Origin of the sequence: Thermogemmatispora onikobensis (assembly GCF_001748285.1) — a bacterium.
GTDB lineage: Bacteria > Chloroflexota > Ktedonobacteria > Ktedonobacterales > Ktedonobacteraceae > Thermogemmatispora > Thermogemmatispora onikobensis.
Map to the genome: position 1 here is coordinate 26,316 of NZ_BDGT01000042.1, position 13,950 is coordinate 40,265.

Sequence of the window (13,950 nt, forward strand, 5' to 3'; positions counted from 1 at the left end):
AGAATAGAGAGAGAAAGAGGGTTTGGGACTGTTGTGTTTTTGGGTCAGTCAGTCAGTCCCCCTACCACCAGGTGGAACGGGCTGACTGGCTGCTAAGGAAGGAGTTGTCTCGTCTATGTGCGGGCGCTTTACGTTGATTACTGATCTGCAAACGATCGCTGAGGTCTTCGGGGTGCCGGCCACACTGGAGGCTCAGCCACGCTACAATATCGCTCCCTCGCAGGAGGTGGTGGCGATCTTGCATGAGGGAGCGCGCCAGATGGCCTGGCTGCGCTGGGGCCTGATCCCTTCCTGGGCCAGAGAGGAGGCTATCGGCAACCGGATGATTAATGCACGCGCGGAGACGCTGGCCGAGAAGCCGAGCTTTAAGCACTTGCTGCGCTCGCGCCGCTGCCTGGTGGTGGCCGACGGCTTCTATGAGTGGCAGCAGGCCAATGGCACGAAGAGGCCGATGTATGTGACGCTGCGCGATCGCTCTCCTTTCGCTTTCGCCGGCCTGTGGGATCAGTGGAGCGCCGCCGATGGCCGCGTGCTGCGTACGTGCACGATTGTGACGACAGAGCCGAATGCGCTGCTGGCGACAATTCATAATCGGATGCCGGTGATTCTTCCGCGCGAGGCCTGCGAGCGCTGGCTCGATCCGACGCTGCAGGAGGCGGAGGCGCTCTTGCCTTTGCTGCGCCCTTATCCTGCGGAGGAGATGCAGGCCCGCCCGGTCTCGCGCCTGGTCAACGATCCCCACAACGAGGGGGCGGCCTTGCTGGCTTGAGCGCCGGCGCCGCCGACGCCGCGCCTTGCCAGTTGCACACCTGGCTGTCTATAATTGTGCAGAGGAAGAGGGACCCGCTGGGCCGTCAGCTTGCCAGAGCTGCAGGCCCGATCGGGTCCTTGCCTTTGCCTGCCTTCCAGGCAGTGCTGATCAGTATGTCCTTGAGAAAGGAGCGCCTTCGATGGCTTCTGTGTCCGGTACAACCTTGGTGGATCGCGTGCTGCCGGCTCGCTCGCTGTCGCGTTCCGCCGCTCTGCTGCGCGATGGGATACTGGTGCTTGGCTTTAGTGCATTCATGGCCTTATGTGCTCGATTTTCTATTTATATTCCCTGGATTACACCAGTACCGATCACGCTGCAGACGTTGGGTGTGCTGCTGACGGGGGCGGTCCTGGGGAGCCGCCGCGGGGCTTTGGCCCTGCTAGCGTATCTGGCTGAGGGAGCGCTGGGCTTGCCGGTCTTCGCCGGAGGCGCTGGCGGGGCAGCGGTCTTGCTCGGCTATACTGGCGGCTATCTGTGGTCCTATCCGCTGGCAGCCTGGGCTACGGGCTGGCTGTGCGAGCGGGGGCTGGATCGCCGCTATCTGACCGCCGCGCTGGCGATGCTGCCCGGCTCGCTGATGATCTATGCCGTGGGTGTGCCCTGGTTGGCTCTGGTGCTGCATCTGGGGCTGGGCCAGGCCCTGCTGCTCGGGATGGTGCCCTTTTTGATCGGCGATACGCTGAAGCTCTTGCTGGCAGCGGCCTTGCTGCCCTCGGCCTGGCTGCTGCTGCGCCTGGGACCGCAGCGCGACCCAGGGGCCTCGTCCCGTTGAGAGGCAGCAAGGCCGCTCGTTCGCCAGGTCAGGTCGTGAGGCTCCGGCCAGGCCCGGAGCCTCTTTTGTTGTTGGCATTGGTCCTTGTGCTGAACATGAGGAGGAGATCGTGAGCATGCCATTGGACCCGGAGGCTTTTGATGTTGAAGGCACCTTTGAGGTTTCCGACTACCACTACTTCTACGATCCGCTGCTGACGGAGGAGCGCAGCGAGCAGGAGGTGGCCCTGATCTGGCGGCTGCTTGGGCTGCAGCCAGAGGTGCCGGTGCTCGATCTGGCCTGCGGCTATGGCCGGATCGCCAACCGGCTGGCGGCTCGTGGCTGCCGGGTGAGCGGGCTGGACCAGAGCGTGGCTTTTCTGGCTCAGGCGCGCGCCGAGGCCGGGCAGCGGGGACTGGCGGTCGACTACCGTCAGGGCGATATGCGCTCATTGCCAGCAGAGTGGACGGGCCGCTTTGCCGCGGTCTTGAGCTGGTTCACCTCTTTCGGCTACTTCAGCGACGAGGAGAATCACCAGGTGCTGGCAGAGATTGCCCGCGTGCTGCAGCCCGGCGGACGGCTGTTGCTCGATCTGCAGAATCGCGAGCGTTTGCTCCGTGAGTCCCAGCGGACAAGAGTCTTGGAGCGCGACGGGGCCTGGCAGATCGATCAGCTGCGCTACGATGTGCTCAGCGGACGCCTGCACACCCGGCGTGTGATCCTGCGCGACGGGCGCCAGCGCGAGACGCATTTCTTTGTGCGTCTGCTCACTCTGCCCGAGTTGGCGGACTGGCTGCGCCAGGCTGGTTTCAGCCGGGTGGAAGCCTATGACGAGGCAGGCGCCCCGTTCAGCCTGGAGAGTCGACGCCTGCTGACGGTGGCCACCAGGTAGAGAGGGAGGCCGCTCCCCGCTCGTCCATCAGTGGGTCGCCAGGGCCGCCCACAGGCGCGGTGCCGGCAGACCGGCCAGCTCGCGGACGGCGGCCACGGTCTCCTGGGCATTGCGCACGAAGCGCGAGGCCACTGGCAGGCGCTCTTGAAATTCTTCAACGGTCACATCGTCGAGAAAGCGCTCACCGGCGTTGTCAAGCATGATGCGTGGCAACAGGACCAGATCGCCAAGGTGCTCCTGCTCCAGGAGGGTGGCAAGGACATCCTGGCCGCAGAGCAGGCCGGCGACGGTGACCTGAGCGCCGAAAAAGCGGTTTTCGACGGCGACGACCTGCGCTTCCAGGCCCTCGATGCGGTTGAGGTCCGCCGCCAGGCGCTCGATAATGGGCCGGGCCATCGTCCCGGTGACCAGGGTCAGGCGCCGTGGCTGCGGCATGCGCGTGGGCAGGCGACGCCGCGCGCTCTCCCATTGATCGAGGAGGTAGCGCGTCATGCCCACGCCGTTTTCAATCTGGGCGTAGTCACCGTAATGAGCGGCGGGCGGAACCTCGCGGCCCGCGAGATAGTACCATTCGTCCGAGAGGTAGACAAAGGGATAGCCTTCGGGATGGCTGGCGGCAAAGCGCTGCTGATGAGCCTCCACCTGGACCATGATTTGCTCCGCCTCCTGGCGCGTATAGGGGCGCAGCGGCGGCAGGTCACCGGTCTTGAGCAGGTTGTTATATTTGGTCAGGCCCACTGGCACCACGGAGATCGATTCGACGATGGGGCGCAGAGCCGCCAGGTCCTGAATGCTGCGCTCGAGGTGCTCGCCGTCGTTGATCCCCGGACAGAGGACGAGCTGGGTGTGACAGGTGATGTGCAGCTCCCCCAGACGCCGGATCTGCTCCAGAATCTCGCCAGCCCGCGGCCCATCAACCATCTTGCGCCGCAGCTCCGGCTCGGTCGTGTGGACCGAAACATAGAGCGGACTCAGACGCTGCTCGGCCAGACGCTGCCAGTCTTGCTCTTTGAGGTTGGTCAGGGTGATGAAGTTGCCGAAGAGGAAGGAGTAGCGATAGTCGTCGTCTTTGATGTAGAGGGTGGAGCGCAGGCCATGCGGTAGCCCCGGCTGCGAGGCATAGCGCGGCGGCAAGCCTTTGATAAAGCAAAAGACGCACTTATTGGCACACTGGCGAATAAACGGCGTCGGCTCCTCGCCGAAGATCAGACCCAGGCTCTCACCTTCCAGGCGTTCGATGGTGACCTCGTGCTGCTCCTGCTGGCGCTCGAAGACGATGGTCAGAACCTCGTCGGCGCTGTAAAACTGGTAATCGACCAGGTCGCGAATAAGATGGCCGTTGATCGTGCGGATGAGATCGCCGGGCTGCAGCCCCGCTCGGTCCGCAGGACTGTCGGGCACCACCTCACGCACCCAACCATAGAGTTTTGGCATGAACGCTGCTTCCTTCCTTTATCGGCTATTGGGCTGGCAGTGGACCGGGCCACGGGGCGCGCTGCTCTGCCGAACACGCTGACGGCTCGCCCCCGGTTCGCTGGCTTTGGCCTTTCCTTCGCTGGCACTGGGAGGTATCGGCCAAGATTATACGGCTGACAGGGTCTGGACGTCAAATCATCTTCGCTCCCCTTTTGCCACCACCGGCCTACGGCAGACCCAGGCCCCATCTCTCGCTTCCTCCCCCGATCGTCCTATGGCCATCCCTCAAATTTGGCCAATTTTTGGGCCAGACCTGCCGCCCGCCGTCGCTCCCACCACATCCCCAATCTGCTCAGGAAGCTGTTTTCTGCGCCTTAGATCCTCCATTTCAGGCTCAGCAAATCTTCTACCTGCCGATATTATCAATATCGCTTGTCTGTTGACGATACATGTCAATCCGCTTATCCTCACAAAAAGAGGCAGGACTCAGAGGGGGTCTGCTGCCGCTCGCGTGACGTCTGCCGTCAGGAAAGAAGCAGGAGGAAGGGAGATGAGTGCCCCAAACGATCCGTGGTGGGTCAAGATGGGCCTGCCCGCCTTTGAAGCTGGCCCCGATGGCTATCCCCGGCCAGGCCAGGTGACCCGCTACTATCGCCAGCAGATGGTCAAAGCCTGTGGCTGGTTCTGGAGTCAGAAGGATCTCGCCCTGGCCCTGGGCCTGAGCGAGATCACCGTGCGCAAAATGGAGGCTACCGACATGGGTTTCGATTCGATCTCTCGACGCCGGGCCGTGGCTCGCTTGCTCAACATTCCCCCGGTGCTGTTCGCCCTGGCCGCCCACCCGGATGACTCCGCGCTGGTGGGTCCGCAACACGATCCCGCGACCTTTTTCATCTTGCACGGCTCGCCTCTCTTCACCGACAGCAATCTGCCCGACTGGCAGAGCGCCGGGCACTTCGTGCAAGAAGCCTGGATTCACCATCATCAGACCAGCGCTCGCCCCGATCTGGCCCGTCTGCACTGCCTGCTCAACGACCTCTACCGCCAGCTCCCTTTTACGATGGGGCCGGAGCGCACCAGCGCGCTGCAGCTCCTGACCAGCGCCCACATGCTCTACAGCACGGCGCTCCGCGATCTCCAATGCTTTGAGCCGGCCCTCCAACAGGCCACCAAGGCCCTCCATTGGGCCCACCAGAGCAACGCCTACGACGCGATGGCCGCAGTCTACTTCTGGGTCGGCCTGACCTTTTTAGATGCGAACGATCCCAAACAGGCGCTGAAGTACTTCGAAAAAAGCAAAGTGCTGCAGTCCCAGGCGCCGGCCTCCCTGAAGGCCGCGCTCTTGCTCCACTATGGCGTTGCGCGCGCCCTGACCGCGCGCAGCGAGCAAGAGCGGCGCTCGGCCCTGGCTCCCTTCGATCGCGCCGCCAGCCTCATCAGGAGCGGCCAGACCCAGGAAGATCCCTTCTTTGTCAAGGCCGACGTGGACCGCTATCACGTCGACCGCGCCCGTGCCCTGCTGTCGCTGGGGCGTCCCCGTGAGGCCCTGGCCGAGTTAGAGCAGCGCCGTCCCGCCTCTGAGTTGCGGCGCCGCAGCATCTACGCCATCATTCTGGAGGCTGAAGGCCAGTTCCAGTGCGGCGAGCTGGAGCAGGCGGCCTACCTCCTGAAGCAATGTCTCCCTCATGCTCGCGGGCTGCACTCCTTCCTCAACATGCAACGCATCCAGGCCCTCTACAAGCGTCTGAAGACCTCGCCCGCCGCTCATACCCAGGCCATCGTGGAGCTGGGGAACCAGCTCGGGACGGACTTCCCAGGGTAGAGGATCTGCGTCCGAGACAGAAGACGGGGCCGGGCGTACTCGCCGCGCCGGTCACTCGCGCTCAAGCCAGCGCTCGACGGCGCTGAATGCTCGCAGTACTCCCTCCTTGATGGCAGGGGCGACCAGGGGGAAGCTCTGGGGAGCAAAGAGCAGGTCGCGCAGGTCACTGGCGCTCAGACCGTAGAGATGGGCCACAATGGCATCGATCTCATTCTGAAGTTGCTGGCGTTCCTGGCGCCTCGCCAGTGACAGGACGGGCGCGTCTTCGCTCCCCAGTAGCTGGCCACGCAGGGCCTGAAAGGCGGGGTCAAGGCAGACAAGGCGAGCGACGCGGCGGGCGATGGCCCGGCAGTGCGGCTGATCCTCAGCGAAGTGGGGCACCGGTAGCTGGCGGACCTGAAACATGGTGAGATCGACCGTGATCTTGCGCCGGATCACGTAGTCAAGCACAAAGGAATTGAGGAGGCCGCAGAGGCAGGCCAGTTGCAGCGGCGAGAGGGCAGGCTCGTAGGCCCTGCTGAGCGGTTGGGCCGGCCCAGCGCTCAGCAGGGCCGCCAGCCGGTCCCGGTCGAGGCGCCAGGGACGGACGTAGGTCAGTGTATTGCCAAGAAAGCAGCCGGTGGGGAGAATGGTCGCGATCAGGCTGCGCTCATTGGTGCCACTGGCCACCCGCCGAAAGGCCAGGCGCGGCACCTCGCAATCGAGGCGGACATCCCTGGCGCTCAGGGGGCCGCGGCCATGAGCGGCCAGCAGAGCTGCCACGCGCTCGTGGCGCCCGCTGTCAGGCAAGAGCTGGGGCCAGCGTTCCCTGGCCAGCGCATCCAGTGTCCGCTCCAGACGAGCCAGCTCGCTGCGCAGCAGGGCCGGCAGCCCGACGGCGGGGAGGACATAATAGCGCGGCGCGGCAAAGGAGGCGCAGTACTGGTGGATGGTCTTCCCCTCGTAGAGGGGCCAGCCCTGGCCAGCACGGTTGAAGAGGGAGCGATCGCTCGTCAGATCGAACTCGCGCGCCAGCATCACCGACCAGGCGTCGGCCTCCTCTTCCGCCTGCTGCTCGCCAAGCAGCGGTCTGGCGCCATAGATGCGGCTGAGGAGATCGGCCTCGCCCTGAGTACGCAGCTCCAGCAGCGAGAGGGTTTCCGGGGCAAAGCGGGCGATCAGGGCGTAGGGCAGGCGAATGGTGAACCGCTCTTCGTCGCTCTCCAGAACAGCGGGATCACGCAGCATAAAGGCGGCCCGCACCTGGGCGGTAGGCTGGGGTCGCTCGCGCGCAAAAACCAGCAAGGCAAACTTGCAGCGGCTGTCGATAGGGAAGAGGGCGGCGCGGTTCTCAAAGCCCAGCAGCACGAGCAGGCGCCCCTCTTCCAAGAGCAAGCGGCGCAGGCCGGTGCTGCTCTGATCGGTATAGAGGCTGGCCGGCACCACGAGACCAGCGTGGCCGCCGGGACGTAGCAGGCGATAGGAGCGATCGACAAAGAGCTTATAACTGTTAAGGTCGCCACCGCTCGCTTTACCGCCACCGAGAGCAGCACGCTGAGCTGGATAGAGGCCGCTGGCCCGCACATAGCGGCTCAGCTCCACAGCCAGCTCATCGAAATCAACACCAGAGAGGCAGCGCTCGACCACCAAACGACGGTAGAGCAGCGACTCCTCGCAAGTTGCCTCCTGTGGCGCCTCCGCCGCACCAGAGGAGCAGACACAGGCTCGGGCCAGGTAGTCGCAGGCCGCCACCAAAAAGGCGCCTGTGCCCATTGCCGGATCGACGACCCTGAGCGCCAGCACCTCCTCGACGCCCCGGCAGCCTTTCACCAGCGGCTCCAGCGTCCGGCGCACCAGATAGGAGACCAGGGCGGGAGGCGTCGAGTAGCTGCCGCTGCTCTTGCGCCCGCTACCGGGAGCCAGATAGAGGTCGCCAGGGGAGATAGTACGGATAGGGCGCGCCACTGGGGAGAACCTCCGACCGTCGCAGCCCACCGAGGGGACAGTGAGCCGTGCAGGAAGAACGAAGCGCCGTCCCCGGTCCTGTACCTCGCACAGCGGCTCGCTGGCCAGGCGCGGCTCATAGGCCAGCAGATCCTCATAGAGCGCCGCCGGCGGCCAGATCCAGCCAGTCTCAGCGCTCACCTGCGCGGCGAGCGGGACAGACTTGAACAGGGCCAGGATCTGTGCCAGCGGCGCATCGGGCAGCGGCAGGGCTTCCAGATAGGGAGTAGTCGCGGGATCAAAGAGGCGGCCAGGATAGGGGGCCAGGGTCAGCCCACGCCGCCGACAGCCGGCGCGCAGGAGCGCCCATCGCTGCTGCAAACCTCTCCAGAGGCGGTAAGCAGGAGCCTCGGCCCCCGCAGTCAGTTGCTCTCGCTCACCAAACGGGTCCTCTACTCCCAGGAGGCCGGCGCGTTCGAGGGTTTCGGTCACCAAGAGGCGATAGACCAGGCGCAGCGCCTGCGCACAGAGGCCCTCCAGATCCTCCAGAGCCAGCCTGGCCAGTTGCCCATATTGAGCGCCCATTGTCGGCTCAGCCTCTCCCGCGAGCAGCCGCTGCGCCTGCCTGACCAGCGCCGTCAGCACCAGGACAATCGCCTCGCAGATACGCGCTTTCAGAGCCGCGACACCGACGGCAGCCTCCATCTCTCGCTGGTCGGTCACCGACGCCTTTTCAGGAGATCGATCCATGCTTGCAACCCATTCAGACCTCTCTCTCGCCCCTGCCAGAGCACCAGAACAAGCAAGCCTGGCCGGGAGGGAGCAGAGCAAAGCCCCTCCTTCTTCAGCAGGCCAGCGAGGCAAGGAAGAGGAGCCTCGTGCCAGTCCAGGGGCCAGTGTCAATGGCTGCTTCGCGCACCACAGCATTGGCTCTTGTCAACAGCTGCAGAAACGGGCATGCTAAGACCAGCCAGCAGACCCCAAGCGAGCGAAAGCGAAAGGAGTCACCAGCGTGGAGCAATCCCCTGGACAGCAAGAGCTACATCAGATCCGTCGGCGTGATCGGGCTGTCAACGACGAAGGTTGGATACGCAACTTTCTTCACCGTGCCCCTGTAGGAGTACTGGCCACCATTGAGAGCGAGCAGCCCTTTCTCAACAGCAACCTCTTCGTCTACGACGAAGCCGCGCACGCCATCTATCTGCACACCGCCCCCAGCGGGCGGACACGCCGCAACATCGAAGGCAGCGAGCGCGTCTGCTTCACTGTCTACGAAATGGGGAGACTCCTGCCCGCCAAAACCGCCCTGGGCTTCAGCGTCGAATACGCCAGCGTCGTGGTCTTTGGGCAAGGGGCCATCATCCAGGACCGGGAGCGGGCCAGAGCAGCGCTCCACCTCCTGCTCAAAAAGTACGCTCCGCACCTGGAGCCGGGACGCGACTACCGGGCCGTCACCGATCAAGAGCTGCAGCGTACCAGCGTTTACGAGATCCGCATCACCGCCTGGAGCGGCAAAAAGAAAGAAGCAGCGCCGGACTTCGCCGGAGCCTACCGCTATGGAGACGAGCAGCAGACTCAACGGCAATCCTGACGCTGCATCAGCTCAATTGGCAACCAGGCACATTGCCGCTTCTCTGCCAGCGCTCTCACACATGAATATCCCAGAAGAGCTGGCCACTCTGCATAATATCCGTGAAGGAGAGGACAAAGTCGTGCTGACTCTGTGGAACCTCATAGGGCAGGGTACCGCGAATCTTCTGCTGCGGCTCCACTTTGCCGCTCGGCGGCGGACTGGCAAAATCCACAAAAGCCATCTCAATCTCGCGCCCCTCGGTATCGCGCAGCGTGAAATTGAAGCTTGACGCCACCTCCTGCTCACTATTTGAGATATTGACCAGCGTCACGTCAAGCAGCAGGTACTGATCACCAGCCTTGGGCTGATCGAAGCCCTGACCCGGCGAGGTCTGGACCGAGTTCACGGTGATCCGCCAGATACTATTAAAAGTGACCGTCTCACCCACCTTATGATGGACGCTGCTGCTGCTACTACTACTACTCGTTGTGGAAGACGAGGACGAAGAGGCCGACGTGGGTGTCGGAGAAGACCCCGTCGTCGTGCCACCGCTATTGGCAGCAGCAGCAGCGGTCGCGGTCGCATCAGTGCTACTGAGCGCCGTCGATGTCGTCGATGGAGTAGAACGATTAGCGGTGCTGGTCGTCTTGGGAGCAACAGTCAGCGTACCGATGACGTCGCCCAGCCCCAAACCCGCCAGAAAGACCACAACGAGGGCAATAATCCAGAGCCAGGTCAGGCCACGGCGCGGAGCCTGCGGCGTCGAAGGAGGGACTGGAACCAGTGCCCCCCCCGTCGTCGGAACTGTTGGCCAGAACGTTTGCCCCGGCCCAGGCGGCGGCGGCGGCGTGAGCGGCGAGGCTGGCACGATATTAGAGGAGCTGACTGTCGCAGCATACGGATCTGGCCGCGCCCACTGCTCATAACCAGGCAGCGAGGGCGAGCCTCCAGGAGGAGACGTCTGGCCCATCGACGGTGGCGGCACAGAGCCACCCCCAGGCGGCGTCTGATCAGGAGGAGGGGAAGGATACGACTGCATACACGATCCTTTCTACAGCCTTTGACCCTCTGTAACCGAATAGAGAGGCTTAATCACCCTGCTCCGGCGAGACACCTTTCCTAACTAGGATCTGAAAAGATGACTGAGGCCACTCTTTCCAGGAGAAAAGTGTCACACCCGTCTCATCTGTATTCTAGCATAGATCGCTCTCTATGAATACTCATTTGCCTGCTCAACCGAGGCTTTCGAACAAAAGTCAGGCTATTCGGCCCAGGCCAGAAGGCAGGAGACCTTGACCGTGGCCCACCGTCAGGGATATGCTACCTACAGAGAGACAGCCAAGAACCAGAGCGAGAGCGAACAGACACAGCAAGGCCGCTCATTCACTCATCCGGCAGAGGCTCTTACGGAGGGTCTCAGCCGGGCAGCCAGTCAGCCAGGTCAGACAGAAGGAAGAACCCATGTCAAGCAAGCAGCCTCTGCGCCTCATCCTTGACACCGATCCAGGCATCGACGATGCCCTGGCCCTCCTGCTGGCCCTGGCCTCGTCCGAGGTCAGTCTGGAGGGTGTCACCACCGTCAGCGGCAACGTTCCGCTGGAGGACACCACGCGCAACGCGCTGGCCTTATTGGCCCTTGCCGGGCGCGAAGACATTCCTGTTGCAGCGGGAGCGGCGCGTCCCCTGGTGCGCGAGCCATTTCACGCCGCCGAGGTCCACGGTCAACATGGTCTGGGGCGGGCCGAGCTGGCGGAGCCGACCGCAGGCCCTGTTGAGCAACCAGCCGCCACCTTTCTCAGCGAGCGCATCAAGGCAGCCCCGCGCGCCATCACCCTGGTTGCCGTAGGGCCGTTGACCAACCTGGCTCTGGCCGTCAGACTGGACCCAGAGATTGCCCATCAGGTGCGCGAAGTTATCATCATGGGCGGCGCCCTGCGCGTCCCTGGCAACGTTACCCCAGCCGCCGAGTTCAACATCTACGCTGACCCCGAGGCCGCCCACATCGTCTTTCATGCCGGCTGGCCGTTGCGCCTCGTCAGCCTCGACACCACCCAGCAGGTTGGGCTTACTCATGCGCAGTTCGCCCCTCTCTGCCGGCCCGAGAGCCACATCGGGCGCTGCATCGCAGCCATGCTCACTCACTACTTTGAGGACTTCGCCCCGCGCGCCGGCTACGAGCGCTTCCACCTGCACGACCCGCTGGCGCTGGCCGCCGCCTTCCAGCCCGAGCTGTTTCGCTGGGAGCCAGTCTACGTCGACGTCGAGCTGAGCGGCCATCAAACCTCGGGGGCCACCGTGGCCTGGTTCCGTCGCCGTTCCGAGACCCCGCCGGCCAACGTCCTGGCAGCCACGGCAGTCGACGTCACAGGCTTCACCACCCTCTTCGTGGAACGGCTGGCGCGCCTGCTCTGAATGGTTCAGAACCAGCCCAGCTAGCTCCCCGCCTGTGCCTGTCGCCGCCCTCGCGGCCATGAATGAGCGACAGCCCGCGCTCTGACCCATTCTGCGCCTGGACCGCAATCAGGCCGGGCCGGCAACCACACTTGCTGACCTCGACCCGTGTTCAGGCCCGGCACCATCAGGACCAGGAAGGACGGAAGATCAACCAGTGGAGCATGTTCAGCAGCAGTCATCACCGAGGAAAGAAAGAATGACCAGCTCGCGCAGGCTCAATGAGCTGGCAAGCGCCCTGCGGGCCCAGGTACGTGGCGACGTGCGCTTTGACGCCGGCAGCCGCGCCATGTACTCGACCGACGCCTCCAACTACCGCCAGGTGCCACTAGGCGTCGTCCTGCCACGCGATGCAGACGACGTCTGCGCCGCCATCGCCGTCTGCCGCGCCTACGATGTCCCCATCCTGGCGCGCGGCGGCGGCACCAGCACCGCTGGCCAGACCTGCAACGTTGCCGTCGTGCTCGACCTCTCGCGCCACATGCAGCATATTCTCAGCCTCGACCCCAGACAGCGCCTGGCGCGTGTTGAGCCGGGGGTAGTACTGGACGACCTGCGCCGGGCCGCCGAGCAACACCACCTGACCTTTGCCCCCGACCCTTCTACGCACAATCGCTGCACCCTGGGCGGCATGATCGGCAACAACTCCTGCGGCACCCATTCGCTTATGGGTGGCAAAACGGTCGACAACATCGAAGAGCTGGAAATCCTGACCTACGACGGCCTACGCCTGCGCGTAGGTGCCACCAGCGAAGAAGAGCTGGCCCAGATCATCGCCGCCGGAGGACGCCGTGGCGAGATATATGCCCGCCTCAAAGCCCTGCGCGACCGCTACGCTGACCTCATTCGCCAGCGCTACCCGGCCATCCCGCGCCGCGTCTCCGGCTACAACCTCGACCAATTGCTCCCGGAGAATGGCTTTCATGTCGCCCGGGCCCTCGTCGGCAGTGAAAGCACCTGCGTCACCGTACTGGAGGCCACCGTACGCCTTGTGCCCAGTCCCCCGGAGCGAGTCCTGCTCGTCCTTGGCTATCCCGATTTCTTCCGCGCCTGCGACGAAGTGCCCGCCCTGCTTGAATTTCGGCCCATCGCCCTCGAAGGTCTCGACAAGGGCCTTGTCTCCGACAGCCGCCGCAAGGGTCTCAATCTCGAACACCTGCACCTGCTGCCCGAAGGAGGCGGCTGGCTGCTGCTTGAATTTGGCGGACAGACCCGCGCTGAGGCCGAAGAGCAGGCCCGCGCCCTGATGGCTCAGCTGCAGCGAAGGAGCAACCCGCCGCAGATGCGCCTCTGCCGCAGCCAGGACGAAGCGCGGGCCTTGTGGGAAGTGCGCGAATCGGCCCTTGGCGCCTCCACCTTCGTTCCGGGCCAACCGCTCAAATGGGAAGGCTGGGAAGATTCCGCTGTTCACCCGAGCCGTCTCGGCCCCTATCTGCGCGAGCTGCGCGCCCTCCTCGACCGCTACGGCTACCAGGCCAACTTCTATGGCCACTGCGGCGAAGGCTGCGTCCACATGCGCGCCAGCTTCGACCTGGAGAGCCAGGAAGGCATTCGCCAGTTTCGCGCCTTCATGGAAGAGGCCGCCGATCTCGTCGTGCGCTACGGCGGCTCGCTCTCCGGGGAGCACGGCGACGGGCAGGCCCGGGCCGAATTGCTGCCCAAAATGTTTGGGCCAGAACTACTAGAGGCTTTCCGCGAGTTCAAGGCCATTTGGGACCCCGCCGGACGCATGAACCCGGGCAAGGTCGTCAACCCCTACCGACTTGACCAGGACCTGCGTCACGCGCTGCCACTGCCACGTCCCGCCGCCACCTACTTTCGCTTCCCCGCCGATCATGGAGACTTCGCCCATGCCGTCATGCGCTGCGTCGGCGTCGGCAAATGTCGCCGCACCGACGGCGGCCTGATGTGCCCGAGCTACATGGTCACGCGCGAAGAAGCCCACTCCACCCGCGGACGCGCCCGCCTGCTCTTCGAGATGCTCTATGGAGACCCCTTGTACGGTGGCTGGCGCTCCGAGGAGGTGCGCCAGGCCCTCGACCTCTGCCTGGCCTGCAAGGGTTGCAAAAGCGAATGTCCCGTCAACGTAGACCTGGCCACCTACAAGGCCGAATTCCTGGCCCACTATTACACAGGCCGTCTGCGACCGCCCAGCGCCTATCTCTTCGGCCTTATTCACCGCTGGGCCGCCCTGGGGGCACGCGCCCCAGAACTGGTGAATCTCTTGACCCAGGCGCCGCTGCTGAGCCAGCTACTCAAGCGGGCAAGCGGCATTGCTCCTGAGCGTCGCCTGCCGCGCCTGGCCCCGCTC

The 13,950-nt window shown here is 64.2% G+C and carries 10 protein-coding genes; 7 read left to right on the forward strand and 3 right to left on the reverse strand.

Annotated elements, in window-relative coordinates:
• Window positions 1-115: 115 nt before the first annotated feature.
• From BGC09_RS16760 to BGC09_RS16770, 3 genes are all read left to right on the forward strand, one after another.
• Entirely contained in the window at window positions 116-769 is a 654-nt protein-coding gene (locus tag BGC09_RS16760; protein WP_069805384.1) for an SOS response-associated peptidase, read from the forward strand.
• A 181-nt stretch (window positions 770-950) separates the two neighbouring features.
• Window positions 951-1,583, forward strand: a complete 633-nt coding sequence (locus BGC09_RS16765; protein ID WP_069805385.1) for a biotin transporter BioY — start codon at window positions 951-953, stop codon at window positions 1,581-1,583.
• 115 nt (window positions 1,584-1,698) lie between these two features.
• Window positions 1,699-2,454, forward strand: a complete 756-nt coding sequence (locus BGC09_RS16770) for a class I SAM-dependent methyltransferase (RefSeq protein WP_069805386.1) — start codon at window positions 1,699-1,701, stop codon at window positions 2,452-2,454.
• A gap of 27 nt (window positions 2,455-2,481) precedes the next feature.
• Here the strand turns inward: BGC09_RS16770 and BGC09_RS16775 are convergent, their stop codons facing one another.
• Window positions 2,482-3,888: a DUF512 domain-containing protein gene (locus tag BGC09_RS16775; protein WP_069805387.1), complete on the reverse strand. Its 1,407-nt coding sequence runs from the start codon at window positions 3,886-3,888 to the stop codon at window positions 2,482-2,484.
• A gap of 532 nt (window positions 3,889-4,420) precedes the next feature.
• Between BGC09_RS16775 and BGC09_RS16780 the strand changes: the two genes are divergently transcribed.
• Complete coding sequence (locus BGC09_RS16780; protein ID WP_069805388.1) at window positions 4,421-5,692, forward strand: helix-turn-helix domain-containing protein; 1,272 nt, start codon at window positions 4,421-4,423, stop codon at window positions 5,690-5,692.
• A 51-nt stretch (window positions 5,693-5,743) separates the two neighbouring features.
• Here BGC09_RS16780 and BGC09_RS16785 read toward each other — a convergent pair whose 3' ends face one another.
• The gene (locus BGC09_RS16785) at window positions 5,744-8,365 is read right to left on the reverse strand and encodes an Eco57I restriction-modification methylase domain-containing protein (protein WP_069805389.1); all 2,622 of its coding nucleotides are present in this window, start codon (window positions 8,363-8,365) and stop codon (window positions 5,744-5,746) included.
• Between the two features lie 262 nt (window positions 8,366-8,627).
• Between BGC09_RS16785 and BGC09_RS16795 the strand changes: the two genes are divergently transcribed.
• Entirely contained in the window at window positions 8,628-9,206 is a 579-nt protein-coding gene (locus BGC09_RS16795) for a pyridoxamine 5'-phosphate oxidase family protein (protein ID WP_069805391.1), read from the forward strand.
• A 55-nt stretch (window positions 9,207-9,261) separates the two neighbouring features.
• Here BGC09_RS16795 and BGC09_RS16800 read toward each other — a convergent pair whose 3' ends face one another.
• A complete protein-coding gene (locus BGC09_RS16800) occupies window positions 9,262-10,227 on the reverse strand; it encodes a DUF4352 domain-containing protein (protein ID WP_069805392.1) in 966 nt (321 codons plus the stop codon).
• Window positions 10,228-10,649: 422 nt separating this feature from the next.
• Between BGC09_RS16800 and BGC09_RS16805 the strand changes: the two genes are divergently transcribed.
• Both BGC09_RS16805 and BGC09_RS16810 read left to right on the forward strand, forming a co-directional pair.
• Complete coding sequence (locus BGC09_RS16805; RefSeq protein WP_069805393.1) at window positions 10,650-11,600, forward strand: nucleoside hydrolase; 951 nt, start codon at window positions 10,650-10,652, stop codon at window positions 11,598-11,600.
• Window positions 11,601-11,838: 238 nt separating this feature from the next.
• On the forward strand, window positions 11,839-13,950 hold a 2,112-nt coding region (locus tag BGC09_RS16810; protein ID WP_069805394.1), incomplete at its 3' end, for an FAD-binding and (Fe-S)-binding domain-containing protein.

What these genes read in the sequence shown, in the direction of transcription:
- BGC09_RS16805 (WP_069805393.1), top strand. Translation starts at nt 10,650, where the DNA reads ATGTCAAGCAAGCAGCCTCTGCGCCTCATCCTTGACACCGATCCAGGC.
- BGC09_RS16785 (WP_069805389.1), bottom strand. Translation starts at nt 8,365, where the DNA reads ATGGATCGATCTCCTGAAAAGGCGTCGGTGACCGACCAGCGAGAGATG.
- BGC09_RS16800 (WP_069805392.1), bottom strand. Translation starts at nt 10,227, where the DNA reads ATGCAGTCGTATCCTTCCCCTCCTCCTGATCAGACGCCGCCTGGGGGT.
- BGC09_RS16770 (WP_069805386.1), top strand. Translation starts at nt 1,699, where the DNA reads ATGCCATTGGACCCGGAGGCTTTTGATGTTGAAGGCACCTTTGAGGTT.
- BGC09_RS16780 (WP_069805388.1), top strand. Translation starts at nt 4,421, where the DNA reads ATGAGTGCCCCAAACGATCCGTGGTGGGTCAAGATGGGCCTGCCCGCC.
- BGC09_RS16760 (WP_069805384.1), top strand. Translation starts at nt 116, where the DNA reads ATGTGCGGGCGCTTTACGTTGATTACTGATCTGCAAACGATCGCTGAG.
- BGC09_RS16775 (WP_069805387.1), bottom strand. Translation starts at nt 3,888, where the DNA reads ATGCCAAAACTCTATGGTTGGGTGCGTGAGGTGGTGCCCGACAGTCCT.
- BGC09_RS16765 (WP_069805385.1), top strand. Translation starts at nt 951, where the DNA reads ATGGCTTCTGTGTCCGGTACAACCTTGGTGGATCGCGTGCTGCCGGCT.